At 72.8% G+C, this 25,216-nt stretch carries 25 protein-coding genes; 15 read left to right on the forward strand and 10 right to left on the reverse strand.

Going from position 1 to position 25,216, the window contains the following annotated elements:
* Positions 1-103 precede the first annotated feature (103 nt).
* Positions 104-1,096, reverse strand: coding sequence for an LLM class flavin-dependent oxidoreductase (locus LL648_RS16905; RefSeq protein WP_232663531.1), 993 nt, complete (start codon positions 1,094-1,096; stop codon positions 104-106).
* Between the two features lie 131 nt (positions 1,097-1,227).
* Here LL648_RS16905 and thrS point away from each other — a divergent pair, with 131 nt between their 5' ends.
* The 8 genes from thrS (at position 1,228) to LL648_RS45235 (ending at position 10,203) form a co-directional block, all read left to right on the forward strand.
* Entirely contained in the window at positions 1,228-3,279 is a 2,052-nt protein-coding gene (gene thrS, locus LL648_RS16910; protein WP_232663532.1) for a threonine--tRNA ligase, read from the forward strand.
* A 312-nt stretch (positions 3,280-3,591) separates the two neighbouring features.
* Positions 3,592-4,140 (forward strand): HIT family protein, encoded by a 549-nt coding sequence (locus tag LL648_RS16915; protein WP_232663533.1) that lies wholly within the window; start codon positions 3,592-3,594, stop codon positions 4,138-4,140.
* A 92-nt stretch (positions 4,141-4,232) separates the two neighbouring features.
* A complete protein-coding gene (gene pgsA / locus LL648_RS16920; RefSeq protein ID WP_232663534.1) occupies positions 4,233-4,892 on the forward strand; it encodes a phosphatidylinositol phosphate synthase in 660 nt (219 codons plus the stop codon).
* On the forward strand, positions 4,889-5,803 hold the full coding sequence (locus LL648_RS16925) for a phosphatidylinositol mannoside acyltransferase (protein ID WP_232663535.1): 915 nt from the start codon (positions 4,889-4,891) through the stop codon (positions 5,801-5,803). Before pgsA ends, LL648_RS16925 begins: the two co-directional genes overlap by 4 nt.
* Positions 5,804-5,808: 5 nt before the next feature.
* Entirely contained in the window at positions 5,809-6,936 is a 1,128-nt protein-coding gene (locus tag LL648_RS16930; protein WP_232663697.1) for a glycosyltransferase family 4 protein, read from the forward strand.
* Positions 6,933-7,460: a LemA family protein gene (locus tag LL648_RS16935; RefSeq protein WP_232663536.1), complete on the forward strand. Its 528-nt coding sequence runs from the start codon at positions 6,933-6,935 to the stop codon at positions 7,458-7,460. Before LL648_RS16930 ends, LL648_RS16935 begins: the two co-directional genes overlap by 4 nt.
* A 50-nt stretch (positions 7,461-7,510) precedes the next feature.
* Positions 7,511-8,428, forward strand: a complete 918-nt coding sequence (gene pdxS / locus LL648_RS16940; RefSeq protein WP_308190338.1) for a pyridoxal 5'-phosphate synthase lyase subunit PdxS — start codon at positions 7,511-7,513, stop codon at positions 8,426-8,428.
* Between the two features lie 221 nt (positions 8,429-8,649).
* Positions 8,650-10,203: a family 16 glycosylhydrolase gene (locus LL648_RS45235; RefSeq protein ID WP_232663537.1), complete on the forward strand. Its 1,554-nt coding sequence runs from the start codon at positions 8,650-8,652 to the stop codon at positions 10,201-10,203.
* A gap of 101 nt (positions 10,204-10,304) precedes the next feature.
* On the opposite strand, the gene LL648_RS16950 is transcribed toward LL648_RS45235, so the two are convergent.
* Positions 10,305-10,859, reverse strand: a complete 555-nt coding sequence (locus LL648_RS16950) for a helix-turn-helix domain-containing protein (RefSeq protein WP_232663538.1) — start codon at positions 10,857-10,859, stop codon at positions 10,305-10,307.
* Between the two features lie 54 nt (positions 10,860-10,913).
* On the opposite strand from LL648_RS16950, the gene LL648_RS16955 reads away from it, so the two are divergent.
* From LL648_RS16955 to LL648_RS16965, 3 genes are read left to right on the forward strand one after another with little or no spacing between them, the layout of a single operon-like run.
* Positions 10,914-11,585: an AzlC family ABC transporter permease gene (locus tag LL648_RS16955; protein ID WP_232663539.1), complete on the forward strand. Its 672-nt coding sequence runs from the start codon at positions 10,914-10,916 to the stop codon at positions 11,583-11,585.
* On the forward strand, positions 11,582-11,890 hold the full coding sequence (locus LL648_RS16960) for an AzlD domain-containing protein (RefSeq protein ID WP_232663540.1): 309 nt from the start codon (positions 11,582-11,584) through the stop codon (positions 11,888-11,890). Before LL648_RS16955 ends, LL648_RS16960 begins: the two co-directional genes overlap by 4 nt.
* Before the next feature lie 37 nt (positions 11,891-11,927).
* Positions 11,928-13,286, forward strand: a complete 1,359-nt coding sequence (locus LL648_RS16965) for a DUF2867 domain-containing protein (protein ID WP_232663541.1) — start codon at positions 11,928-11,930, stop codon at positions 13,284-13,286.
* On the opposite strand, the gene LL648_RS16970 is transcribed toward LL648_RS16965, so the two are convergent.
* Positions 13,287-13,685 carry a YybH family protein gene (locus LL648_RS16970; protein ID WP_232663542.1) on the reverse strand — a complete coding sequence of 133 codons (399 nt, stop codon included), beginning with the start codon at positions 13,683-13,685 and terminating at the stop codon, positions 13,287-13,289.
* A gap of 85 nt (positions 13,686-13,770) precedes the next feature.
* Between LL648_RS16970 and LL648_RS16975 the strand changes: the two genes are divergently transcribed.
* On the forward strand, positions 13,771-14,436 hold the full coding sequence (locus tag LL648_RS16975) for a TetR/AcrR family transcriptional regulator (protein ID WP_232663543.1): 666 nt from the start codon (positions 13,771-13,773) through the stop codon (positions 14,434-14,436).
* Positions 14,437-14,513: 77 nt separating this feature from the next.
* On the opposite strand, the gene LL648_RS16980 is transcribed toward LL648_RS16975, so the two are convergent.
* From LL648_RS16980 to LL648_RS16990, 3 genes are all read right to left on the reverse strand, one after another.
* Positions 14,514-15,698 (reverse strand): MFS transporter, encoded by a 1,185-nt coding sequence (locus LL648_RS16980; RefSeq protein WP_232663544.1) that lies wholly within the window; start codon positions 15,696-15,698, stop codon positions 14,514-14,516.
* Between the two features lie 142 nt (positions 15,699-15,840).
* Entirely contained in the window at positions 15,841-17,955 is a 2,115-nt protein-coding gene (locus tag LL648_RS16985) for an elongation factor G-like protein EF-G2 (protein WP_232663545.1), read from the reverse strand.
* 189 nt (positions 17,956-18,144) lie between these two features.
* The gene (locus LL648_RS16990) at positions 18,145-18,792 is read right to left on the reverse strand and encodes an RNA polymerase sigma factor (protein WP_232663546.1); all 648 of its coding nucleotides are present in this window, start codon (positions 18,790-18,792) and stop codon (positions 18,145-18,147) included.
* Between the two features lie 315 nt (positions 18,793-19,107).
* Here LL648_RS16990 and LL648_RS16995 point away from each other — a divergent pair, with 315 nt between their 5' ends.
* Both LL648_RS16995 and pdxT read left to right on the forward strand, forming a co-directional pair.
* Positions 19,108-20,502 carry an NAD-dependent malic enzyme gene (locus LL648_RS16995; protein ID WP_232663547.1) on the forward strand — a complete coding sequence of 465 codons (1,395 nt, stop codon included), beginning with the start codon at positions 19,108-19,110 and terminating at the stop codon, positions 20,500-20,502.
* A gap of 60 nt (positions 20,503-20,562) precedes the next feature.
* Positions 20,563-21,198 carry a pyridoxal 5'-phosphate synthase glutaminase subunit PdxT gene (pdxT, locus tag LL648_RS17000; RefSeq protein WP_232663548.1) on the forward strand — a complete coding sequence of 212 codons (636 nt, stop codon included), beginning with the start codon at positions 20,563-20,565 and terminating at the stop codon, positions 21,196-21,198.
* 13 nt (positions 21,199-21,211) lie between these two features.
* Here pdxT and LL648_RS17005 read toward each other — a convergent pair whose 3' ends face one another.
* The 3 genes from LL648_RS17005 to LL648_RS17015 form a co-directional block, all read right to left on the reverse strand.
* Positions 21,212-22,219: an ABC transporter substrate-binding protein gene (locus LL648_RS17005; protein WP_232663549.1), complete on the reverse strand. Its 1,008-nt coding sequence runs from the start codon at positions 22,217-22,219 to the stop codon at positions 21,212-21,214.
* Positions 22,220-22,381: 162 nt separating this feature from the next.
* Positions 22,382-23,149: a hypothetical protein gene (locus LL648_RS17010; RefSeq protein WP_232663550.1), complete on the reverse strand. Its 768-nt coding sequence runs from the start codon at positions 23,147-23,149 to the stop codon at positions 22,382-22,384.
* A gap of 24 nt (positions 23,150-23,173) precedes the next feature.
* Positions 23,174-23,584, reverse strand: a complete 411-nt coding sequence (locus tag LL648_RS17015) for a hypothetical protein (RefSeq protein WP_232663551.1) — start codon at positions 23,582-23,584, stop codon at positions 23,174-23,176.
* Between the two features lie 141 nt (positions 23,585-23,725).
* Here LL648_RS17015 and LL648_RS17020 point away from each other — a divergent pair, with 141 nt between their 5' ends.
* Positions 23,726-24,478, forward strand: coding sequence for a YebC/PmpR family DNA-binding transcriptional regulator (locus tag LL648_RS17020; protein ID WP_232663552.1), 753 nt, complete (start codon positions 23,726-23,728; stop codon positions 24,476-24,478).
* 264 nt (positions 24,479-24,742) lie between these two features.
* On the opposite strand, the gene grpE is transcribed toward LL648_RS17020, so the two are convergent.
* A complete protein-coding gene (gene grpE, locus LL648_RS17025) occupies positions 24,743-25,183 on the reverse strand; it encodes a nucleotide exchange factor GrpE (RefSeq protein WP_232663553.1) in 441 nt (146 codons plus the stop codon).
* Between the last annotated feature and the right edge of the window lie 33 nt (positions 25,184-25,216).

The following is a 25,216-nucleotide window of genomic DNA, read 5'->3' on the forward strand; positions in this document are numbered from 1 at the left end:
CATTCGGAGCAGCAAAGCGGACCCCGATGACCGTCGACAACGACGTTCCGGCTATATGTGAGCGCTCACAACAGCCAAAAGGTCGTTGTCGACGGCGTCGACGTCAGGCGACGGGTGCGGTGGCCATCGCCTCGGCGAGCAGCTCGTACGAGCGGATGCGGTCGACGCCGTCGTGCGTGCTCGTCACGACCATCAGCTCGGCGACACCGGTGCGTCCCACCAGCTCCTCGACGCCCGCGCGGACGGTGTCCGGCCCACCGATGATCTGCCCGGCGAGCCGCTGCTCGACGAAGAACCGCTCCTCGGCCGTGTACGGGTGGTCGGCGGCTTCCTCCGGTGTCGGCACGAGGCCGGGGCGGCCCTGGCGCAGCCGCAGGAACTGCAGCGCACCCGGCATCGCGAGCCGCTGCGCCTCCTCGTCGGTCGGGGCGGCCAGCACCGAAGCGGCGATCATGGCGTAGGGCTCGGCCAGTAGCGGCGACGGGCGGAACGTCTCGCGGTAGAGCGCGAGGGCCGGCATGGTGTTCTCGCTGCTGAAGTGGTGCGCGAACGCGAACGGGAGGCCGAGCAGGCCGGCCAGCTGGGCGCTGTAGCCGCTGGAGCCGAGCAGCCACATCTCGGGCTTCTGCCCGCCCGCGGGGACGGCGACGACCGGGCCGTCGCCGCGGAAGTAGGCCGAGAGCTCGGATAGCTGCTCGGGGAAGTCGTCGGCGCCCAGCGGCTCGGTGCCGCGGCGCAGCGCGCGGGCGGTGCGCGGGTCGGTGCCGGGCGCGCGGCCGATGCCGAGGTCGATCCGGCCGGGGTGCAGCGCGTCGAGCGTCCCGAACTGCTCGGCGATCACCAGCGGCTGGTGGTTGGGCAGCATCACCCCGCCCGACCCGACCCGGATCCGCGACGACGCGGCGGCGAGGTGCGCGATCAGCACGGCGGGCGACGAGCTGGCGATGCCCGGCATGCCGTGGTGCTCGGCCACCCAGTAGCGGCGGAAACCGAGCTCGTCGGCGCGGCGGACCAGCGCCGTGCTCGTGGCGAGCGCGGCCGTGGCCGTCGAACCGGAACCGATGGGGACGAGGTCGAGCACGGAGAGAGGCACCACGAGGGGTGCAACCGCGGCACCGACCGGGATCTTCCCGGGGAGCACCGCCGGTAAGTCGGTCGCGCACCGGTCGTAGCATTTCGAGCACAGCTACACAACCCGTTGGCAGCTCAACCCACTGGAGGCACCCCGTGTCCGCGCCCGTACCCCCTCCCGCGTCCGCTCCCGTCCGGGTGCAGGCCGGGACGACGGCGGGTGCCGCCGTTCGCGAGGCGGGGCTGCCGACCTCGGGACCGAGCGCCGTCGTGGTCGTCCGCGCCGATGGTGCGCTGAAGGACCTCGCGTGGGTGCCCGACGCCGACGTCGAGGTCGAGCCGGTCGGTGCCGACACCGACGACGGGCGCAGCGTCATCCGCCACTCTGCGGCGCACGTGCTCGCGCAGGCCGTCCAGCAGCTCTTCCCGGAGGCCAAGCTGGGCATCGGGCCGCCGATCACCGACGGCTTCTACTACGACTTCGACGTCGCGACCCCGTTCACCCCGGACGACCTCGTGAAGCTCGAGTCGGCCATGAAGAAGATCATCAAGGCCGGCCAGCGGTTCTCCCGCCGCCGTTTCGACTCGCTCGACGACGCCCGCAAGGAGCTCGCCGACGAGCCGTACAAGCTGGAGCTGATCGAGATCAAGGGGGCCCCGGACGAGGGGGTCATGGAGGTCGACGCCTCCGGCGAACTGACCATCTACGACAACGTGCACGCGCACACCGGCGAGACCGTCTGGTCGGACCTGTGCCGCGGCCCGCACCTGCCCACCACCAAGTTCATCCCGGCCGTGAAGCTCACCCGCTCCGCGGCGGCGTACTGGCGGGGCGACCAGAAGAACCAGCAGCTCCAGCGCATCTACGGCACCGCGTGGGAGAGCCAGGAGGCGCTCGACGCGCACCTGGAGCGCGTCGCCGAGGCCGAGCGGCGCGACCACCGCAAGCTCGGCGCGGAGCTCGACCTCTTCTCGTTCCCCGACGAGATCGGTTCCGGCCTGCCCGTCTTCCACCCCAAGGGCGGCGTGATCCGCAAGGAGATGGAGGACTACGCCCGCCGCCGGCACGAGGAGGAGGGCTACGAGTTCGTCAACACCCCGCACATCACCAAGGCGCAGCTGTTCGAGACCTCCGGGCACCTCGCCTGGTACGCCGACGGCATGTACCCGTCGATGCACCTCGACGAGGAGCTCGCCGAGGACGGCACCGTGCGCAAGCCCGGCCAGGACTACTACCTGAAGCCGATGAACTGCCCGATGCACAACCTGATCTTCCGGTCGCGCGGGCGCAGCTACCGCGAGCTGCCGCTGCGGCTGTTCGAGTTCGGCAGCGTCTACCGCTACGAGAAGTCCGGTGTGGTGCACGGCCTCACCAGGGCCCGCGGGTTCACCCAGGACGATTCGCACATCTACTGCACGCTCGACCAGATGCACGACGAGATCCGCTCGCTGCTGACCTTCGTGCTGAACCTCCTGCGCGACTACGGCCTCGACGACTTCTACCTCGAGCTCTCCACTCGCGACCCGGAGAAGTCGATCGGCAGCGACGAGGACTGGGAGCGCGCCACAGAGGCGCTGCGCGCGGCCGCCGAGGCCAGCGGGCTGGAGCTCGTGCTCGACCCCGGTGGCGCCGCGTTCTACGCGCCGAAGATCAGCGTGCAGGCCAAGGACGCGATCGGGCGCACCTGGCAGCTCTCGACGATCCAGGTCGACCTGATGGAGCCGGGGCTGTTCGACCTGGAGTACACCGCGGCCGACGGGTCGCGCCAGCAGCCGATCATGATCCACCGGGCGCTGTTCGGCTCGATCGAGCGGTTCTTCGGCGTGCTCACCGAGCACTACGCCGGCGCGTTCCCGGCCTGGCTCGCGCCCGTGCAGGTGGTCGGGATCCCGGTCACCAACGAGCAGGTGGCGGCCGTCGACGAGGTCGCGGCAGCGCTCAAGGCCAAGGGTGTGCGCGTCGAGGTCGACGCCTCGGACGACCGCATGCAGAAGAAGATCCGCACCCACACCCTGCAGAAGGTCCCGTTCATGCTGCTCGTGGGCGCGCGCGACGCCGAGGCCGGCGCCGTGAGCTTCCGGTTCCGCGACGGCACCCAGGTCAACGGCGTGCCGGTGGCCGCCGCCGTCGAGCGGATCACGAGCTGGATCGCGAGCCGCGAGAACGCGAACCCGACCGCGGACGCGTTCACCGTCGACGCCGGCTGACAGCGGCCGAATCTCCCCACCGTTTTGGGTGGATGCGCGCCCGCACGGCGCGCAAGTACCCAAAACGATGGGGAACTTCCCCACCGTTTTGCCAACCTGCACACCCGAAACGCCGTGTAGGTAGGCAAAACGGTGGGGACCTTCTACGCGGTGTCGGCTGGCCGCGCTCTACCGGCCGTAGGACTTCCCCATCGTTTTGGGTGGATGCGCGCTCCCACAGCGCGCAAGTGCACAAAACGGTGGGAAATTCGGGCCTTGGCGAGCGGGCGGTCGGCGGTCCGGGCGATCCGGCGCAGCCTAGGATCGGCGTCCATGAGCGAGGGCGTCGAACTCGGGCACGATCCCGAGGTGGAGCCGCGCGACGGCGTGGGCACACCCGACGGGTTCCGCCGCCTGTGGACGCCGCACCGGCTCGCCTACATCAAGGAGGCGGGGGAGGGTGGCTGCCCGTTCTGCCGGATTCCGTCGCTGCCCGACGCGGAAGGGCTCGTCGTCGCGCGCGGCGAGACGGTGTACGCGGTGCTCAACCTGCATCCGTACAACCCCGGCCACCTCATGGTGCTGCCGTACCGGCACGTCGCCGAGCTGGAGGACCTGACCGACGCCGAGGCGGCCGAGCTGATGTCGTTCACCCAGGACGCCGTGCGGGCGATGAAGCGGGTCGCCGCCCCGCACGCGTTCAACGTCGGGCTGAACCTGGGCACGGTCGCGGGCGGCTCGCTCGCCGAGCACCTCCACCAGCACGTCGTGCCCCGATGGGGCGGCGACGCGAACTTCATCGCGGTGATCGGGCAGACGAAAGTGATCCCGCAGCTCCTCTCCGAGACGCGCGAGCTGCTCGCGAACGCCTGGCCGACCTGAGGCCGCCCGAGCCCGTAGTCTGGTGCGGGCTGGGGGTCATCTCGGCTGATCTCACCGCCCACCCGTGAGCAGCCGTCGACAAGCAGGAGTCCATGCTCAACGTCTCCGCGCGCGTGCATGTGAACCGCGTGACCGACCCCGTGGGGCGCTGGCTCGTCGACCACGGGATCGCCCCTGACGTCGTGACGGTCATCGGCACCGCGGGCTCGGCCGCGGCCGCGCTCTGGTTCCTGCCGCGGGGGGAGCTGCTCGCCGGTGCCGCGGTGTTCACCTTCTTCGTCCTGCTCGACCTCGTCGACGGCGCGATGGCCCGCGCCCGCGGCGCCGGGACCCCGTTCGGGGCGGTGCTGGACTCCACCTGCGACCGGCTCGCCGACGGCGCGCTGTTCGCCGGCCTGACCTGGTGGTGCCTCGGGGTGGGGGAGGAGCGCGTGCTGGGTGTGGCGGCGTTGCTCTGCCTCGTCGCGGGCCAGCTCGTGTCCTATATCAAGGCGCGCGCAGAAGGGGTCGGGCTCTCCGCCGACGGCGGGCTCGTCGAGCGAGCCGAACGGCTCATCGTCGCGCTCGTCGGGATGGCGCTGGCCGGGCTGGGCGTGCCGTACGCCCTGCACGTCGCGCTGTGGCTGCTCGCGGCGGCATCGGTGTGGACGGTCGGGCAGCGGATCGTCGCCGTATACCGCAGCGCGCAGGACCGCCCGCCGCACGACCAGCCGGCCGACCCGGCAAGCCCGGCCAACCCGACGGCCCCGTGACCAGCACGTTCGCCGAACGTCTTGCCGACGCCGAGTACGCGCTGGCGTGGCGGGCCGTCCGCGCGCTCCCGCACGCCGCGGCGCACGGGCTGTTCGAGCGGGGTGCCGACTGGGCCGTGGGCCGCGACGGCGCCGGGGTGCGGCAGCTGCGCGCCAACCTGGCCAGGGTCCGGCCCGCTGCCTCCCCCGGCGAGCTGGACGAGCTCGTGCGCGCCGGCATGCGCAGCTACGCCCGCTACTGGTGCGAGGCGTTCCGGCTGCCGGCGATGGACCTCGCCGACGTGCACGCGCGCACCGCGGTGACCGGCACGGAACCGCTTTACAGCGCCCTGGACGAGGGCCGCGGCGTGCTGTTCGCGCTCCCGCACACCGGCAACTGGGACGCCGCGGGCGTCTGGCTGGTCGAGATGCTGCGCAGGCGCGGCCACGAGCCGACGTTCACGACGGTGGGGCAGCGGCTGCGCCCCGAGTCGCTCTACCGGCGGTTCGTCGCCTACCGCGAAGGGCTCGGGTTCGAGGTGGTCGCGGCGGAGGACGGCTCGGCCGCGTACCGGGCGCTGGTCCGGCGGCTGCGCGGCGGCGGTGTGGTCTGCCTGCTCGCCGACCGCGACGTCAGCGGGACCGGCGCCGAGGTGACGCTCTTCGGGGCGCGCACGCGGCTCCCCGTCGGCCCGGCCCGGCTGGCGGCGCTGACGGGTGCGCTGCTGCTCCCGGCGCGTCCGTGGTTCCGGGGGGACGGGTGGGGGATCGCGTTCGGTCCGCCCGTCGAGGCCGGCAGGCGGGCACCGGCGGCTGCGACGACGCAGGCGCTCGCCGACGCGCTCGCCGCGCTGATCGCCGAGACTCCGCAGGACTGGCACGTCCTGCAGCCGGTGTGGCCCGAGCCGGCGCCGGTCGGGGTGGCTCCGTGACCGGCCTGCGTGTCGGGATGGTCTGCCCCTACTCGCTCGACGTCGCGGGCGGCGTCCAGGCGCACGTCATCGGGCTCGCCGCGGAGCTGCGCCGCGCAGGGCACACGGTCGATGTGCTGGCCCCGGCCCGTTCCGCGACCGCCGTGCCCGAGTTCGTGACCCCGGCCGGGCGGTCGGTCGGTGTGCCCTACAACGGGTCGGTCGCGCGGGTGGCGTTCGGGCCGGTCGCCTACTCGCGGGTGCGGCGCTGGCTGGCCGAGCACCCGTTCGACGTCCTGCACCTGCACGAACCGACGACGGTGAGCGTCTCCGCGCTGGCGCTCATGATCGCGGAGGGGCCGATCGTCGCGACCTTCCACGCCTCGACGGAGCGGTCCCGCGCGCTGAGCGCGTTCGGCGGGGTGCTGCAGCCCCTGATGGAGAAGGTCACGGCCCGGATCGCGGTCTCGCCGCTGGCCAGGCGCGTGCAGGTGGAGCACCTCGGTGGCGACGCCGTCGAGATCCCGAACGGCGTCGACGTCGACGCTTACGGCAGCGGCCCCCTGCTGCCCGGCGGGCGCCGGCCGGGTGCGGTCGGGTTCGTCGGCCGGTTCGACGAGCCGCGCAAGGGCATGGCGGTGCTGCTCGACGCCGTCCGGTCGCTCGCGGACGCCAGGCCGGACCTGCGGCTGGTCGTCGTCGGCCGCGGCGACGCCGACGCGCTGCGCCGGGCGGCTGGGCCGGTCGCCGATCGGCTGGAGGTGCTCGGACCCGTCGACGACCCGACGAAGGCGGCCGCGCTGCGCTCCGTCGACGTGTTCTGCGCGCCCAACCTCCGCGGCGAGAGCTTCGGGATGGTGCTCATCGAGGCGATGGCCGCCGGGACGCCCGTGGTGGCCAGCGACCTCGACGCGTTCCGCGCCGTGCTCGGCCCCGGGGCAGGTGTTGTGGTGCCCACGGGGGACGCGGGCGCGCTGGCGGTCGAACTGGCTGCGCTCCTCGACGACCCCGCGCGCCGCGCCGCGCTCTCGGCCGCCGGCGCAGCGCGAGCGGCGGAGTTCGGGTGGTCGCAGGTCGGGGCGGCCGTCCAGCGGGTGTACCGGGCGGCCGTCGCCGCCGACCCGCGCTCGTTCGAGCGCAGGCGGGTGTCGTGAGCTCGGCCGGCTGGCTGCTGGTGGCGGCGTTCGCCGCGACGCTCGTGGCGACGGCGGCGCTGGCGGTCGCGCGGGCGCGGCGGCTCGACCGCCTCCACGTGCGCGTCGACGCCGCCCGCGAGGCCCTGGAGGCAGCGCTGCGGCGGCGTTCGCTCGCCGCACTGCACGTCGCCACAACCCAGCTGGAGGGTCCGGCGGACGCCCTGCGCGCCGCCGCGACCGTCACGTCCGTCACCGATCGGGAGGCCGCCGAGAACACGCTCGGCCGCCTGCTCGCGGCGGTCGACCGGGCAGCGCTGCCCGCCGCCCTGCGCGGGGAGCTGGTGGAGGCCGAGCAGCTGCTCGTGCTGGCTAGACGGGTGTACAACGACGCCGTCCGGGACACCCTCGGCCTGCGCTCGCGACGGATGGTGCGACTGCTGCGCCTCGCCGGCACCGCACCCATGCCTGCGTACTTCGAGATCGCCGAGCCGGAAGGCGCTGTGAGCCTCGCCGAAACCGCGAAGGTACCGCCTGCCGGGTGACGTACGATCGGTTGTCACACCCCCGTGACCTTGATCGAGAGGTATCGCCCGTGTCGTCCGAGCAGTCCGTTCCCGAAGGTTCCGGCCCCGCACTGGGCACCGCGCGCGTGAAGCGCGGCATGGCCGAGATGCTCAAGGGCGGCGTGATCATGGATGTCGTCGACGCGGCCCAGGCCAAGATCGCCGAGGACGCCGGCGCGGTCGCGGTCATGGCGCTGGAGCGGGTGCCGGCCGACATCCGCGCGCAGGGCGGGGTCGCGCGCATGAGCGACCCCGACATGATCCAGGGGATCATCGACGCCGTCTCCATCCCGGTGATGGCCAAGGCGCGCATCGGGCACTTCGTCGAGGCGCAGGTGCTGCAGTCGCTCGGCGTCGACTACATCGACGAGTCCGAGGTGCTCACCCCCGCCGACGAGGCGCACCACATCGACAAGTGGCCGTTCACCGTGCCGTTCGTGTGCGGCGCCACCAACCTCGGCGAGGCGCTGCGGCGCATCTCCGAGGGCGCCGCGATGATCCGCTCGAAGGGCGAGGCCGGCACCGGCAACGTCGTAGAGGCCACCCGGCACATGCGCTCGATCCGCGCCGAGATCCGCAAGCTCGCTGCGCTCGACGAGGCCGAGCTGTTCGTGGCCGCCAAGGAGCTGCGCGCGCCGTTCGAGCTGGTCAAGGAGGTCGCGAAGGCCGGCAAGCTGCCCGTCGTGCTGTTCACGGCCGGCGGCATCGCCACCCCGGCCGACGCCGCGATGATGATGCAGCTGGGCGCCGAGGGTGTCTTCGTCGGCTCCGGGATCTTCAAGTCGGGCGACCCCGCGCAGCGCGCCGAGGCGATCGTCAAGGCGACCACGTTCCACGACGACCCGAGCGTCATCGCGAAGGTCTCGCGCGGCCTCGGCGAGGCGATGGTCGGCATCAACATCGCCGAGCTGCCTCCCGAGCAGCGCTACGCCGGCCGGGGCTGGTAGCCCCGATCGGGGAGGGGGTCGAACACCCCTTCGGACACCGTTCTCCCGTTTGTCGCCGCCGAGCGCCCGTTGGGCCCGGCGGCGACTTCGTTGCGTGGCCCACACGGTCGACCTTCCTGACACGGTGTGGTGAATAGGCCGCTCGGAGTAACGGACTGCGCCTAATGTCGCACGTGTTGCATTTGGGACACGAGTGGCAGGGGAGTTCGATGAGGCGGTACGTGACCATCGGGAGCATCGTCGTGACGACGCTCTTCGCGGGCTCCGTGACGGCCGTTGCGCAACCCGTCGCGCCTCCGCAGTGCATGCCGGCCGACCAGGCCGTGCTCGCGGGAGCGGGGACCGGCGCGGGCGCACCGGTACCGGCACTACCAGCAGCGCTACCGGGGCAACAACCAGCGCCGCCGCCGGTCTCGGCGCCCCCGCCGATCCCGGCGATCCCACCGGTCCCGAGCGTCGTGCCGCCGATCACGCCGCCGGTGCCGACATCCCTCCCGACGCCCGCGCCGGGTGTGACGCCACCGCCGCCCGCGCAGCCGCCCGTAGCGGGATACGACCCGCTGCCTGCCCAGCAGGGCACGACCGAGCCCGTCCAGGGCGGCCCGATCTCCGACCAGGGCGACGACCCGGAACCGGACCCGGACGCCGACCCGAGCAGTGCTCCCGACGAGGATCCGAGCGAGGAGCCCGGCGAGGACCAGGGCACCGACCCCGGTGACGACCAGGGAGAAGACCCGGGCGAGGACCCCGGTCAGGAGCCGACTGCCGAGCCCTCCGCCGAGCCCTCCGCCGAACCTCGCGTCGAGCCGGGTGTCGAGCCGGGCGCGGCCCCGATCGCCGAGCCGTCTGCTGGGCCGTCCGCTGGGCCGTCCGCTGGACCGTCCGCTGCGCCGACCACCGAACCTTCGCCGGCACCCACGACCGGCGCCGAACCGCCCGCTCCGCTGCCGACCGGCCCTGGCGGACTGCCCGGCCGCGGCAGGCTGCCCGGCACCGTCCCGCCGCCCGGTGGGGCACAGGCCGACCCGGTCGAGGGTGCTGCGCTCGACGAGGCGCTCGCCGCTCCCGCAGTCGGTCCGGCAGCTGAAGGGCCCTGCGCCGTCCCGTCCGAGGGTCACGTGAGCAGTGCCGCGTCCATGCTCAGTTGGGGCGCGCCCAACCGCGTCGACGAGTTCACCGGCCCGCTCGACCCCGCGTGGTCGGTCTACACCGGCACCGGACACGACGGGAAGGGCCTGCGCTCGCCCGACGCGATGTCGATGAAGGACGGCGTGCTGACGATCACCGGTGACGAGAAGGGCACCACGGCCGGCATGGCGTGGACGGGTGGCCAGAAGTACGGACGCTGGGAGGGGCGCGTCCGCGTGCCCGCCGGCGACGCCTCCTACAACGCGCTGCTGCTGCTCTGGCCCGACGCGCAGGACTTCCCCGTCGGCGGCGAGGTCGACTTCATGGAGCTGCAGGACCCGGCCCGCCAGGCCGTCAATGCGTTCCTGCACCACGGCACGGAGAACGCGCAGGTCGCGGGCGTCGTGCAGATGGACGCGACGCAGTGGCACAACTGGGCGGTCGAGTGGACGCCCGACTACATCGCGACCTTCGTCGACGGCAAGGAGTGGTGGCGCACCACCGGCGCAGAGAAATTGCCACCCGGCCCCATGCACCTGTGCGTCCAGCTCGACTGGTTCCCACGCGCCGACGGCCCGGTGATCCCGTCGCAGATGCAGGTCGACTGGGTGAAGCAGTACCCCCTCAACCCGCCCGTCGCGGGCTAGGAAGGGGTTGCCTGGAAAGCCACTTTCCCAGCACCAGGCGCCGGGAAAGTGGCTTTCCAGGCACACTCACGTGTTGCCTGCTGTGCCGTTGGGCGCGGCCGCTAGATGTACTCCATGACCAGCACCGCCGCCGAGGACGGTTCCAGTGCCGTGTAGGCGTGCGGCTGGTCGCCGGGGAAGCGGGCGTAGTCGCCCGGGCCCAGCTCGACCTCGGCGCCGACCGGGCCGGTCAGCCACCGCCCGGCGGTGACGATCAGGTGCTCGGTGGTGCCGCGGACGTGGGCGTGCGCCTCACGGGTCGCGCCCGGCTCACCGGCGATGACGTGCAGGTCGCGGCGCGCGCCCGGCGGGCACGCGGAGACCAGCGTGCCGCTGAACGGCGCGTGCTCCGACGGGATGGCGTGCCCCTCGCCGGCGCGCAACACGTGCACCGGCTCGGCCGGCGGGTCGACCAGTCTGCTGAACGGGACGTCGAGCACCACGGCGAGCGCCCACAGCGTCTCGACGCTCGGGTTGCCGGCGCCCGACTCCAGCTGCGAGAGCGTCGACTTCGCGATGCCCGCCCGCCGTGCGAGCTCGGTCAGCGAGATCCCGTGCCGTTCGCGCTCGCGGCGCAGCGCCCTGGCGATGGTCTCCAGCGGAGGCGTTCGCTGCATCGGTCTCCTCGTTCGGCTTGACGAACAGGCGGACGGGCGTTCAGTGTAGAGAACGTGCGTCCGACACAGCGAACAGTAGACCGAACCGACCTCAAGGACGCCCTCGCCCTCGCCGCCGCGATCGGAGTGATCGGGGCGTCCTTCGGTGCGCTCTCCACCGCGGCCGGGGTGCCGGTGGCGATCACGATGGGCCTCTCGCTGATCGTCTTCGCGGGTGGTTCGCAGTTCCTCGTGGTCGCGGTCGTCTCCGCAGGTGGCAGCGCCGTCGCCGCCGTGCTCGCCGGGCTGCTGCTGAACGGGCGGCACCTGCCGTTCGGGCTCGCCGTCTCCGGCATCGTCGCCGACCGCTGGCCGGCGCGGCTGCTCGGCGCGCACTTCCTGATCGACGAGTCGGTCGCGTTCGCCCGTGCCCGCGGGTCGGGGCAGCGGGCGCGCACGGCGTACTGGTTGTGCGGCGCGCTGTTCTACGTCTTCTGGAACGTCGGCACCGTGGTCGGGATCGTCGCGGGCTCCGCGATCCCCGACCCCAACGCGTTCGGCGTCGACGCCGCGTTCCCCGCCGGGTTGCTCGCGCTGCTGCTGCCCGCGCTGGCCAAGGCCGACGCGCGCCGGGTCGGGCTGGGCGCGGCCGCGGTCGCCCTGGTCGCGACGCCGTTCCTGCCTGCGGGGCTGCCCGTGCTCGCCGGCCTGCTCGGCCTGTTCGTGGCCGGAAGGAGCGAACGATGAACTGGCCTGCTGTGCTCGCGCTGGCCGCGGGGACGTACCTCATGCGGCTGGCGGGGATCGTCCTGCGCGACCGGATGAGCGTTCCTGCCCGCGTCGAGCGGTACATCGACCTCGGCGCCACGGCGATGCTCGTGGCGCTCGTCGCCGTCGCGGCGCTCACCGAGGGTGGTGGCTTCGCCGGCTGGGCGCGTCCGGCCGGTGTTGCCGTCGGCGCGTTCGCCGCCTGGCGGAAGGTGCCGTTCGTGCTGGTCGTCGTGCTGGCCGCCGGCACGACCGCGGGGCTGCGGTTCGTCGGAGTGCCCTGATCGGCGGTGCCGCTCGTTCTCGGGCAGGCTGGGCGGCGTGCACTGTCTCGTGATCGGCGCCAGCGGGTACGTCGGCGGCCGGCTCGTCCCGCGGCTGCTCGACGAGGGGCACGCGGTCCGGGTGCTGGCCCGCGACCCCGGCCGGCTCGCCGCCCACGACTGGGTCGACCGCGTCGACGTCCGCCGCGGGGACGTCGCCGACGGCGCGGTGGCCGGCTCGGCGTGCCGCGACGTCCACGCCGTGGTCTACCTGGTGCACTCGATGGACGGTCCCGGCTTCGCCGATCGCGACCGGCTGGCCGCCACGGCGCTCGCCGAGGCGGCGCGGCGGAACGGCGTGCGGCGGATCGTCTACCTGGGCGGGCTGCAGCCGAGGGGTGTGGGAACGTCGCCGCACCTGGCGTCGAGGCGTGAGGTCGGCGAGGTGCTGCAGGCCAGCGGGGTGCCGACAGCCGTCGTGCAGGCGGGGATCGTGGTGGGCGCGGGCTCGGCCAGCTTCGAGATGATCCGCCACCTCGCCGGGATGTCGCCGGTGCTGCCGATGCCGGACCACGCGTGGAACGCCGTGCAGCCGATCGGCGTCGACGACCTCCTGCACCACCTCGTGGCCGCGGTGCACCTGCCGCCGGACGTCGCTGGCGCGTTCGACGTCGGTGGCGCCGACGTGCTCACCTACCGCGACCTGGTGGTCGACTGCGCCGCGGCGGCCGGCCTGCCGCGGCCGGTGGTGATGCCCGTCCCGCTGTCCACACCGCGGCTGGGCGCGCGAGCGCTCGCCGCGCTGACCCCGGTCGACCGCCACCTCGCCGGCCCGCTGCTGGAGTCGATGGCGCACGACCTGGTGTGCCGCGCCGAGCCGTCGCCGACCGGCCCGCCGCCCGGCGGGCCGATGACCTACGCGCAGGCCGTCGACCGCGCGCTCGCCGAGCCGTACGTCAACGGGACGGCGCTGGTCAGCGAGCACGTCGAGCGGGTGGCGGCGCCGGCGGCCGCGGTGTGGGCGGTGCTGGGGCAGCTCGGCAACGGCAGGTGGTTCACCGTGCCGGGGGTGTGGGCGCTGCGTGGTGCGCTCGACCGGCTGGCCGGCGGGATCGGCGCCCGGCGGACGCGGCCGGCGCGGCTCGAACCCGGCGCGGCACTGGACTCGTGGCGGATCGAGCACGTCGAGCCGGGGCGGGCGCTGCGGCTGCGTGCCGAGACGCGGCTGCCCGGAACGGCCCGGCTGGAGCTGTGCGTCGAGACCGCCGGTGAGGGCAGCCGGTACGTCCAGCGCGTGACGTTCGAGCCGGACGGCTGGCTCGGCCGGGCCTACTGGTTCGCGCAGAAGCCGGCGCACGACTTCGTCTTCGCGGTCATGGCCCGCACGATCGCCGGGATCGCCGCCGCACAGGCGTGATCAGGCCCCGACGACCGGTGTGGTCTGGGCGGAGGCGATCCGCCACGCGTCGCCGTTGCGCACCATGACGTAGGCGAGGTTCGCCCTGGTGGGCAGCTCGGTCGCGGACTCCGGCGTCCGCTGGTCCGACACGTGCTTGTTGCAGCTGACGACGGCGACGTCGGGGGTCGGGAAGCGGATGTCCACGACCTCGGTGGTCGTCAGCACGTTCGCCAGCGGTGTCGCGAGCGCGCTGCGCATGGCGTCGCGGATGTTCGCCCTGCCCAGCACCCGGCGGCCGGCGATGTTGACGATGATCGCGTCTTCGGTGTGCAGCGCGATGAACGGCTCGACATCGCTCTGGAACCGCTGCGCCTCCTCGACCGTCTGTCGGATCGCCTTCGTGTCCGTGGTTTCCATCGTCTCCTCCTTATCGGAGCGGTTCGCTCCGTTTGGCCCGAAGCTATACCGGAGCGAATCGCTCCGCAAGCGTTAGGATGCGCCGGTGACCGAGCACACCCGACGAGCCCCGCGCCAGGCCGAGGCCGAACGCAACGACCGCGCGCTATTGCAGGCGGCGCGCGAGGTGCTCGCGCTCGACGGGGAGCACGCGTCGGTGGCGCGGATCGCCGAGCGTGCAGGCGTCGGGATCGGCAGCTTGTACCGCCGCTACCGGACGAAGGAGGAGCTGTTCCAGCGCCTGTGCGAGATCGCGCTCGACGACTATCTCGCCGCCGCCGAGCAGGGGCTCGCCGACGACGACCCGTGGGCCGGCCTCGCGCACTACGTCACGTCCTCGATCGCGCTGGGGCCCGGCTCGCTCGGCCCGATCGCCGGCACCATCGCGTTGACCGACGCGATGAACGCCTCGAGCGAACGTGCCGACGCGGCCGTCGCGGCGCTGGTCGAGCGCGCGCACGCCGCGGGGGTGCTGCGCCCCGACGTGACCGCCGCCGACCTGGAGCTGCTCATCGAGCAGCTCACCAAATCGCCCCTGGTCGACCAGCTCAACCGGCAGGGCCGGACCGACCTCGCCGAGGCCGCCCGCAACGCCCGCGCCCGCATCACCGCGATCGCGCTCGACGGCCTGCGCGCCCCGGCCCCGCACCCCCTGCCGGGCGACCCGCCCGGCTACGAGCTGTTCACCGAACGCTGGAAGCCGGCGACCTGACCCCGAACTTCCCCACCGTTTCGGGTGGATGCGCGCCGAAAACGCGCGCAAGTGCCCAAAACGGTGGGGAAGTTGGGTCAGCGGGTGACGAGGCGGCGGGTCGACGGCAGCGCCAGTGCGGCGGCGACCGCCGCGGTGAGGACGGCGAGGCCCGCGAGCGGCCCGGCGAAGCCGTCGCTGCCGCCGATCACCGAGAGCAGCAGCGGCACGCCGAAGCCGAGGTAGGCGCACGCGTAGAAGGTGCCGGTCAGGGCGCCGCGCGCAGTCGGCGACGCCAGCTCGCCGACGAGCGTCAGCCCGGCCGCGAGGCACAGCCCGTACCCGATGCCCAGCAGCAGCGCGACCGGCACCAGCAGCGGCCACGCGGAGAGCCCGACGCCGAGCAGGCTCAACCCGAGCCCGACGGCGCCCAGTGCGAGGCCGGTCGGCCCGGCGACCGCAGCGCCGAGGCGGCGTCCGATCGGCTGCGCGAACACCCCACTGAGCAGCGTCACCCCGGCGACGAGCCCGGTGATCGCCACCGCGATCTGCGGCATCGTCGGGGTGAGCAGCAGCGGCAGCACCGTCACCGCCGTCGACGGGAACGTGAACACCCCGACCGCCACCGGGAACACCACCAGCCCGAACGGCAGCCGCGCGCCGGTCGGTACGCCGAGGTTCACCAGCGCGCCGGCCCGGCGCTGCTCGGGGCCGAGCGACTCCGGTACCGAGGGCAGCAGGACCAACCCGACGATCATGAGCGCGACGTGCACCAGGTATGGCAGGACGGTCGGCAGCGGCAGCCACTGCGCCAGCAGTCCCGAGGTCAGCGGCCCGATCGCCCAGCCGCCGCCCAGCGCGGCCGTGGTGAGCCGGGCCGAGCGCGCAGGCTCGCCGATCAGCTCGCCCAGCCACGCCGTGCCGACGCTGAACACCACTCCCGACACCGCGCCCTGCAGGAACCGGCACACGAACAGCAGCAGCACCGACGAGCCGGCGCCGAGGAACAGCAGCGACGTGAGCACCGAGAGGATCACGAACGGGACGACCACCGGGCGCCGTCCGAACCGGTCCGAGGCGGGCCCGGCGAGCAGCAGCGCCGGCACCAGCCCGGCGGCGTACACGGCGAACGCGCCGGTCAGCGCGTTGGACGAGAGCCCGAGCTCGTCGCGGTAGACCAGCAGCAGCGGCGTGGGGACGTTCGTCCCGAACGCCACGACGAACACCGCGACCCAGAGCCGCTCGGCGGCGCCGCGGTAGTTCGCTCGGGGCAACTGTTTCACCAGCGCACGCTACCTCGCGGGACACCCCGATCGGGTGGTCCGCGACGTCCACGCCCGATACCCGCCACCAACTTCCCCACCGTTTTGCCAACTTGCACACCCGGAAGGCCGTGCAGGTTGGCAAAACGGTGGGGAACTTCGGTCAGGTGGGGGCCACGTCGTAGCGCGCGAAGGTGCGTGTGAACGTGGCGGCGCCGCTGGTCATGGCTCGCAGGTCGACGGCGTAGCGCAGCAGCTCGATGCACGGCACCTCAGCGCGCACGAGCGTGCGGCCCAGCCCCGCGACGTCGGTGCCGAGCACCCGACCCCGCCGACCGGACAGGTCGCCGAGCACGGAGCCCAGGTGCTCGTCGGGCACCCGGATCGCCACCTCGTCGTACGGCTCCAGGGTGACCGTCCCGCATGCCGTCGCGGCTTCCCGCAGGGCGAGCGAGCCGGCGGTCTGGAAGGCCGCATCCGACGAGTCGACGCTGTGCGCCTTCCCGTCGACGAGCGTCGCCCGCAGGTCGACGGCGGGGTGGTGCTCGTCGGAGAGCCCGCGCTCCAGCTGCGCCCTGATGCCCTTCTCGACGCTCGGGATGAACTGGGTCGGCACCGAGCCGCCGACGACCTTCGACGTGAACTCGAACCCCGACCCGCGCGGCAGCGGCTCGAACTCGACGTGGCACACGGCGTACTGGCCGTGCCCGCCCGACTGCTTGACGTGCCGGCCGGTCACGCGCGCCGGCTTGGCGATCGTCTGGCGCAGCGGCACCCGCACCGGCTCGGTGTCGATCTCCGCGCCGCCGGCGCGCAGCCGCGAGAGCACAACGTCGGCGTGCGCCTCACCCATGCACCACAACACCGTCTGGTGGGTCTCCTGGTTGCGTTCCAGCTGCAGCGTCGGATCGGCCGCGACGATCTTCGCGAGCGTCTTGACCAGCGCGTCCTCGTCGCCGCGGGTGTGCGCGACCACCGCGATGGGCAGCAGCGGCTCGGGCAGGTCCCAGCACGAGAGCAGCAGCGGGTGGTCGGCGGCGGAGACGGTGTCGCCGGTCTCGGCGCTGCCCAGCTTCGTCAGCGCGCAGATGTCCCCGGCAACACACGCGTCGACCTCGCGCAGCGTCGCGCCGAGCGGTGCGTAGACGTGCGCGAGGCGCTCGTCGTTGTCGTGGCCGTTGTCGTCGCCGGCGGACCGCTGCGCCGGAACGGTTGCATGGTGGCCGCTGACGTGCACCGTCGAGTCGGGGCGCAGCGTCCCGGAGAACACCCTGACGAGCGACACCCGGCCGACGTAGGCGTCGGCCGACGTGCGCACCACCTCGGCGGCGAGCGGGCCGTCCGGGTCGGCGTGCAGCACCGGGTGCTCGCTGCCGTCGACGCCCGAGACCCGCGGCAGCGGGTGCTCCAGCGGCGAGGGGAACCCGCCGACCAGCACTTCCAGCATCGCGTCGAGTCCGGTGCCGCTGCTGGCGCAGACGGGGATCACCGGGTGGTAGGAGCCGCGTGCGACGGCCGTCTCGAGGTCGTCGATGAGGGTGGTGACCTCGAGGTCCTCGCCTTCGAGGTAGCGCTCCATGAGCGACTCGTCCTCGGACTGCTCGATGATCCCCTCGATCAGCTCGCCGCGCGCGTCCTCGGCGCCGGCGGGAGCGGCGCCCGCGGGGGTCTGCGAGAGCAGCCCGTAGAGGCCGGTCAGCCCGCCCTCTCCGCTGCGCAACGGGAGGTACAGCGGCGCGACGCCGGCGCCGAACGCGTCCTGACATGCGGCGATGGTCGCCTCGATGTCGGCGCGGGCGTGGTCGCACCGGGAGATCACGACAGCGCGGGGCATGCCGACGGCGGCGCACTCCTCCCACTGCGCGACGGTCGCCGGGTCGATCGTGCCTTCGCGGCCCTCGGCGGCTGCGACGACGAACAGCGCGGCGTCGGCAGCGCGCAGGCCGGCGCGCAGCTCACCGACGAAGTCGCCGTAGCCGGGGGTGTCGATCAGGTTGATCTTGGTGTCGGCGTGCAGGAGCGGCGCCACCGAGAGCGCGACGGAGCGTTGCTGGCGGACGGCGGCCGGGTCGTGGTCGCACACCGTGGTGCCGTCGACGACGGCGCCGGCCCGCGGGATCGCCGAGGTGTGTGCGAGTAGCGCCTCCACCAGCGTCGTCTTGCCCGAGCCCGACGGCCCGACGAGCACGACGTTGCGGATCCGGGCCGGGTCGGTGACGGCGGGGCCGCCCTTCCCCTGCTGGCTCTGGCGCTGCCCTGCATCTGCTCTGACCGCCATGGCGACCACCTCCGCGACACTGCGTCGACTGCCGGACCTCACATGTGCGCCATCTCACACCTGTGACGGCGTGGTCACAACCCCAGTCGCCGCAGCGCTGACCAGCCGGGCAAGGGAAGTCGGGGTGGTGAACGCAGAAGGACCCGGCACGCCCCACGTGCCGGGTCCTTCTGCGGGTGAGTCCAGCCGCTACGCCGAGAGGCGCTCGCGGAGCCTGCGCACGCCGTCGGCGGTGTAGCGCTTCACCGCGCCGTCGGACAGGTGCATGACCTCCGCGGCCTCGGCCACGGAGAGCTGCCACTGCAGGCGCATCACAACCGCCTCCCGCTCGCGCGGCGACAGCTCGGCGAGCGCGGCGCGCACCGCGAGCGCATCGGCCACCTGCGTGGACACGTCCTTGCGCGGGAGCGCGATGACGTCGAGCTCCTCCGGGTCGGCGGCGTTGCGCCGGGCCGGGATGACGTCGCGCAGCTCGCGGTTGATCTCGTTGCACACCGTGGTGAACACGTACGCATCGATGTTGCTGATCTCGGGGCGGTTTTCCTGGAACCGCCGCAGGATCTTCTCGAATGCACGCTGCACGACGTCCTCGGCGCGGCCGTGGTCGCCCACCTTGCGCACGGCGTGGCGCAGCAACGCCGGCATCCGGTCGCGGTAGGCCTGCTCCAACCGGCGGTCGAATTCGGCCGCCTGCGTGCGTGAAACCCGTCGCAGCCCGGCCCGCCCCGCAGGCACGAGCCCGACGACGGTGCCCTCACCGGTATCGGCGATCTGCAGCAGCAGCGCGCTGATCCCGGCGAACTCGTCGTTTGTGATGATGTCGGTTCCAGCAACCATGATCGATCGTCCCCCCTGGTCGGAGCACACTTTAAGGTGTCGCACCGACAGGGCTGAGAGTGCCGCAGTGCGGCGTCCGGGCGCATCCGTAATCCCACGCAGGGTGTGGCCTCCGCGGGCGGGCGCCGCAGGTGTCGGTGCCTTCGTCGCCATCGTCATGGTCACTCCTGTTGGGCTCAGATGCGGTCGATGCAGACGATTTCGTTACACAGCTCGACGTTGGGGTCGGCCGATGTGACGTGCGTCACCGAATTGTGGAATGGACAGAACGATCGCGAACGCGGCCGTCGTATACAGCGCCGGTAGGGTCGCGCCGTGCCCGTTCCCGGTCCCGGATATGCCATTACCGCCCGCGTCGACGTGCCCGCTTCCGCGAGCGCGGCAGGCGACCTCACCATGGCCGTCGGCCGTGTCGGGGGCGTCGTCACCGCGTTCGACGTCGTGGAGGCCCACACCGCGACGCTGGTCGTCGACATCAGCTTCAACGCGCGCGGCGAGTCGCACGCGCAGGAGATCACCGCGGCACTGGAGTCGCTGCCGGGCGTGAGCGTCCGCAAGGTCTCCGACCGCACCTTCCTGCTGCACCTCGGCGGCAAGCTGGAGGTGCAGTCGAAGGTCAGCCTCCGCAACCGCGACGACCTCTCCCGCGCCTACACCCCCGGTGTCGCGCGCATCTGCCAGGCCATTGCGGCCAACCCCGCCGACGCGCGGCGCCTCACGATCAAGCGCAACACCGTCGCCGTGGTGACCGACGGGTCCGCCGTGCTCGGGCTGGGCAACCTCGGTGCCGCCGCCGCGATGCCGGTGATGGAGGGCAAGGCGGCGCTGTTCAAACGGTTCGCCAACGTCGACGCGTGGCCGGTGTGCCTCGACACCCAGGACACCGAAGAGATCATCCGGACCGTCCAGATCCTCGCCCCCGGCTACGGCGGCATCAACCTCGAGGACATCGCGGCGCCGCGCTGCTTCGAGATCGAGGCGCGGCTGCGCGAGATGCTCGACATCCCGGTGTTCCACGACGACCAGCACGGCACGGCCGTCGTCGTGCTCGGCGCGCTGCGCAACGCTCTGCGCGTGGTCGGCAAGAAGCTCTCCGACTGCCGCGTGGTCGTCTGCGGTGTCGGCGCGGCCGGCTCGGCGATCATCCGGCTGCTGCAGTCCGGCGCCCCTGGCGACGTGCTCGCCGTCGACATCGACGGGATCGTGCACAAGGGCCGGCCCGGGCTCGACGAGAACCTGACGTGGATGGCGGAGCACACCAACTCCGAAGGTGTCTCGGGGACGCTCGCCGACGCGCTCGTCGGCGCCGACGTGTTCATCGGCGTATCCGCGCCGAACCTCTTCGGTGCGGCGGAGCTGGCCACGATGGCGTCGGACTCCATCGTGTTCGCGCTGGCCAACCCCGACCCCGAGGTCGACCCCGCCGTCGCCTCGCAGCACGCCGCCGTCGTCGCGACCGGCCGTTCCGACTACCCGAACCAGATCAACAACGTGCTGGCGTTCCCCGGTGTCTTCCGCGGGCTGCTCGACGCGCAGGCCCGCGACATCACCGACGCGATGCTGCTCGCGGCCGCCGCCGCGATCGCCAACGTCGTCCCGGAGCCGAACCCGTCGTTCATCGTGCCGAGCGTGTTCGACGCCAGCGTGGCGCCCGCCGTCGCCGAGGCGGTCCGCGGGGCGACGGCGAAGAAGGACGTCGCCAAGGGATGACCCCTCCGGAGCGGCCTGGAGCGGTCCGAAGTGGTCCGCGTCACGGCCTATCCTGGTGGCGTGACACCGGTTGTTGGAGTCCTCGCGCTGCAGGGGGACGTTCGTGAGCACCTCGCCGCGCTCGACGCGTGCGGGGTGCGGTCCGTCGCCGTTCGCAGGCCGGTCGAGCTCGACACCGTCGAGGCGCTCGTGCTGCCCGGCGGCGAGTCCACGACCATGAGCCGGCTGCTGGAGACGTTCGAGCTGCTCGAACCCGTGCGGGCGCGCATCGCCGCCGGCATGCCCGCCTACGGGTCGTGCGCGGGGATGATCCTGCTCGCGCGCGAGGTCCTCGACGGGCGCCCCGACCAGCAGCAGCTCGGCGGCCTCGACGTGGTCGTGCGGCGCAACGCGTTCGGTCGGCAGGTCGACTCGTTCGAGACCGACCTGACCGTCGACGGCGTCTCCGGCGGCCCCATGCGTGCGGTGTTCATCAGGGCGCCGTGGGTGGAGTCGACCGGGCCCGCCGTGCAGGTGCTGGCCACCGTCCCACGCCTGACGCTCGCCGGTTCCGACGCCGGCCCGGCGGCCGGACGGGCGGTCGCGGTGCGCCAGGGCGCTGTGCTGGCGACGTCGTTCCACCCGGAGCTGACCGGCGACGGCAGGCTGCACGCCTTGTTCTGCGACATGGTGCGGGAGACCGCGGCGGCGGCCTGACCGGCCCGGTGTTTCAGAACCGCGCTAGTGCCTTGTCGAGCTCGTCGAGGCACACCGTCGCAGCCGAGACGGAATAGCCGTCCCACCACGCGACCGGATCCAGCTCGACCACCCGTCCGGCTCGAACGGCAGGGAGCTGCTGCCAGAGCCCACCCGTGGTGAAGCGGTCGAACGTGGCCCGCGGCGTGCCCAGCTCCGAGCCCCCGCCGCCGATGAAGTACAGGATCACGTCGGCGTCGCCGACCACCCCGACCGTCTCCTCCGCGATCGACACGTAGTTCGCGTTGTCGCCCGGCAGGTCCGTCGACGCGGGCCTGCGCACGCCGACGTGGCCGAGGATCGACGAGCCGAAGATCCCGCCACGCACGATCCGCAGCTCGGTGTTGGTGAACCGCAGCAGCGCCACCGTGAACTTCTGGATCGCAGCCGCTCGCGCGCTCGCGACCGCGGCCGCGCGCTCGGCGTACCCGGCGAGCCTGCGGTCGACCTCGGCCCGGGCGCCCAGCACGTCGCCGACCACGCGGACGGCCTCGCGCCAGTCGACACCACGTCCGGCGTTCTCGTACGGGACGGTCGGCGCGATCGCGGAGATCTTCGAGTAGTTCTCCTCGACGCGCTGCATGTTCCCGATGATCAGGTCGGGGCCGAGCTCGGCGAGCCGTTCCAGGTTGAGCTTGTTGAAGCCGAGCGAGGTGAACCCCGGTGGGGGAGCGGGCAGGTAGCCGGGCAGCGAGACGGCGCCGTCGAGCGTCTCGGAGGCGATCAGCGGCGCGCCGAGTTCGAGGCTGACCTGCAACGCCCCGTTCGAGTCGAGCGAGACGACCCGCTGCGGCGCAACCGGGATGTCGCTGGTGCCGAGCGGGTGCGTGACCGTCCGGACCGCGGGCGCGGACGACCCGGCCGGGATGGCGGGCGCGCACCCGACCGCGCCCAGCAGGCCGGCGGCGCCCATGGCGGTCAGCAGGCCCCGGCGGCTCAGCTCGTCGCGCAGCACCGGCCGCTCGAGAAGATCATGCACCATGCGGCGCAGAGTAGAAGGCTACCCTTACCTACGTCTACGGGGTCGGCCGCCGGGAGGCGACGGGAGGGCAGGAAAGCCACTTTCAGGCCCTGTGAGGGCAGGAAAGTGGCTTTGCTGCCCTTGCGTGCGGATCGCACGCATCCCGGCCTCGGGGTCAGCGGTTCACGCGGGCCGGAGGCTCGACGTCTCCCACTTCCCGAGGCGCCCGGCGGCGTCGAGGACGGGGCACGTGATGCACATGCCGTGCGACCGGTCGCGGAAGTCGAGGCAGCACGCCCCGCGCACGCCCCACACGTCGTCGCGCTGCTCCCCGAAGCGCACCAGCTCCGGCGTCGACATGCGCGGGACACCAGCTGAGTAGAGAGCCTCGGCGAGCTGCTCGGCGCGCTCCCATGCGGCGGTGCGATCGGTGCCGAGCTGGCGGGCGAGCGCGAGCATCCCGAAGTGCGTCATGTCCACGACGTAGCCCCAGAGCGTGCGTGGCCCCACCCCGCCACGCGCCCGGATCGCCGCGACGACCGGCTCCGCGACGGCCACCAGCCCTGCCGCGGCCACCGCGTCCACGCTCGTGGACGTGCCTTTCGTCCAGCCGCGTGCGACCAGCACCCTGCGGTCGACGCCGTCGGGGCCGCCCGCGTGGAAGTGGTAGCCGGTGGCGTCGAGCACCGGCGCGCACTCCACGAGGTGCGCGGTGGCGGCGACGTAGAAGATCAGCTCACGCAGGAACGTGCGGGTGGCGTGCACGGCGTGCGGCCCCCGCGGCGCCGGGCTCGCGGCGAGCACGGCGTCGACGTGCGCGGGCGCGTTCCCGGCGGTGAACCAGCCCGGCCCCTCGGGAACGGTGTCGGCGAACTCGGGCAGCGGCGCGAAGGACAGCGGCGCGCACCGCGCGAGCAGCGCGTCGACGCAGGAGCCGGTGCCGGGGGCCATTGGCCCACTCTCGCACGGGGACGATCAGGCCCCGAGCTTCGGCACGATCCGCCGCGCGGCGATCCCGAGCACCACCGCGAACACGAGCGCGGTGACGCCGGCGCCGCCCCCGAGCGCGACGAACACCGTCAGCCACGAGACGAAAGGCAGGCCGAGCGCCACCTTGAGGCCCCAGGCCATCAGGGCCTCCGAGTGGGGCTGCCGGTTGATGCGCCGGTTCAGCGTGACGGTCGCGGCCACCCAGCCGATCAGCGAGATCAGGGCGGAGATCACCATCAACCAGGCCATGCTCCGGTCGGTCGCGGGCCCCTGGCCGGACGTGATGCGGGCCAGTCCCATGACGATCAGGACGGCGTTGCCGCCGACGCCGAGCAGGGCGGTCAGCGCACCGAGTGTGACGGCGGTGCTGCGGGTGTTCGTGTGCGAAGTGGTCATGCCGTGCACGACCGCCCTGGCGGAGAAGCGTTGGGTTTCGAGCTGTGTGACTCGGGCCACATCGAGGTGAACGGGTCGTGTACGGGTCTCCGACGCCCGCCGGTAGCATCGTGAGGATTTCTGCATGGTGAAGGGGTTTTCATGAGCGGCCACTCCAAATGGGCGACGACCAAGCACAAGAAGGCCGTCATCGACGCCCGCCGCGGCAAGATGTTCGCGAAGCTGATCAAGAACATCGAGGTCGCCGCGCGCACCGGAGGTGGTGACCCCGACGGCAACCCCACGCTGTTCGACGCCATCCAGAAGGCGAAGAAGAGCTCGGTCCCGAACGACAACATCGACCGCGCGGTCAAGCGCGGCTCCGGTGCCGACGCCGGCGGTGCCGACTACCAGACGATCACGTACGAGGGCTACGGCCCCAACGGCGTCGCGCTGCTCATCGAGTGTCTCACCGACAACCGCAACCGCGCCGCCACCGAGGTCCGCACCGCGATGACCCGCAACGGCGGCGCGATGGCCGACCCCGGCTCGGTCGCCTACCTGTTCACCCGCAAGGGTGTGGTGATCGTCCCCAAGGCGGGCGAGCTGACCGAGGACGACCTGCTGCTCGCCGTGCTCGACGCGGGCGCGGAGGAGGTCAACGACCTCGGCGAGAGCTTCGAGGTCGTGTCGGAGGCCACCGACCTCATCCCGGTGCGCACCGCGCTGCAGGAGTCGGGGATCGACTACGACTCCGCCGACCCGACGTTCCTCCCCTCGATGTCCGTCCCGCTCGACGCCGAGGGCGCCAAGAAGGTGTTCCGGCTGATCGACGCGCTCGAGGACAGCGACGAGGTGCAGAACGTGTACGCCAACTTCGACGTGTCCGACGAGGTCATGGCCGAGGTCGGCTGACCCGGGCGATCCCGCAACGCGGCGTCCGTCACAGCCGCGACCCCTTCCGGCTCTCGGGTGCGCCCGAGGGTGCGCCGGATCGGGGGAGGGCAGGAAAGCCACTTTCCTGCCCTGTGAGGGCCGGAAAGTGGCTTTCCTGCCCTCGCGTAGCGGCGATATGTGCGTCCCGCACACGATGCCGGTTAGGCCGCGTTCCCGGCCCCGCGCCGGGAAAGCCACTTTCCCGGCACACCCACCTGGTGCGCCGCGCCGGGTTGGGTCGCGTCAGCCCTTGTGCCGGTGCACGGCCACGCGGGCGGCGCGGACGGAGCGCCCGCCCGCCGTCAGGCCCGGCTCCAGCACCGCGGCGACCGTCCGGTCCTTCGCCGGGTCGGTGACGGGGACGACCTCGACCGCCTCCATCGTCGCCCCGCTGAACGCGTCGCCCGGCGCCGGCTCGACCACCTGCCCGCCGCGGCCGACCAGCAGGCGCTCCAGCCCGCCCGCGAGCGCGGTGAACGCGGTCCGCTCCCGCCGCGACCGCGCCGTCGCCGCGCAGGTCATCGCGTCGCCGCGCAGCGCGTGCAGGTCGACCAGCAGCGCGACGTCAGGGCCGGACGGGGCAGGGCGATCGGCCAGTTGGCCCAACGTCGCGGTCTGCCGCGTGAGCAGGCGGGCGACGTCGTCGATCTTGTCGGCGACGGACTGCAGTGACGGCTCGGGCACCTTGCCGAGCCTAGCGACGAGATCGCTACGCTC

Source organism: Pseudonocardia sp. TRM90224 (genome assembly GCF_021245725.1).
Taxonomy (GTDB): domain Bacteria; phylum Actinomycetota; class Actinomycetes; order Mycobacteriales; family Pseudonocardiaceae; genus Pseudonocardia.

Excerpts from the sequence above, each read along its gene's own strand:
- LL648_RS16915 (WP_232663533.1), top strand. The coding sequence starts at position 3,592 with ATGAGCGAGGGCGTCGAACTCGGGCACGATCCCGAGGTGGAGCCGCGC.
- pgsA (WP_232663534.1), top strand. The coding sequence starts at position 4,233 with ATGCTCAACGTCTCCGCGCGCGTGCATGTGAACCGCGTGACCGACCCC.
- LL648_RS16950 (WP_232663538.1), bottom strand. The coding sequence starts at position 10,859 with ATGCAGCGAACGCCTCCGCTGGAGACCATCGCCAGGGCGCTGCGCCGC.
- LL648_RS16960 (WP_232663540.1), top strand. The coding sequence starts at position 11,582 with ATGAACTGGCCTGCTGTGCTCGCGCTGGCCGCGGGGACGTACCTCATG.
- LL648_RS16970 (WP_232663542.1), bottom strand. The coding sequence starts at position 13,685 with ATGGAAACCACGGACACGAAGGCGATCCGACAGACGGTCGAGGAGGCG.
- LL648_RS16985 (WP_232663545.1), bottom strand. The coding sequence starts at position 17,955 with ATGGCGGTCAGAGCAGATGCAGGGCAGCGCCAGAGCCAGCAGGGGAAG.
- LL648_RS16990 (WP_232663546.1), bottom strand. The coding sequence starts at position 18,792 with ATGGTTGCTGGAACCGACATCATCACAAACGACGAGTTCGCCGGGATC.
- LL648_RS17005 (WP_232663549.1), bottom strand. The coding sequence starts at position 22,219 with ATGGTGCATGATCTTCTCGAGCGGCCGGTGCTGCGCGACGAGCTGAGC.
- LL648_RS17010 (WP_232663550.1), bottom strand. The coding sequence starts at position 23,149 with ATGGCCCCCGGCACCGGCTCCTGCGTCGACGCGCTGCTCGCGCGGTGC.
- LL648_RS17015 (WP_232663551.1), bottom strand. The coding sequence starts at position 23,584 with ATGACCACTTCGCACACGAACACCCGCAGCACCGCCGTCACACTCGGT.
- LL648_RS17020 (WP_232663552.1), top strand. The coding sequence starts at position 23,726 with ATGAGCGGCCACTCCAAATGGGCGACGACCAAGCACAAGAAGGCCGTC.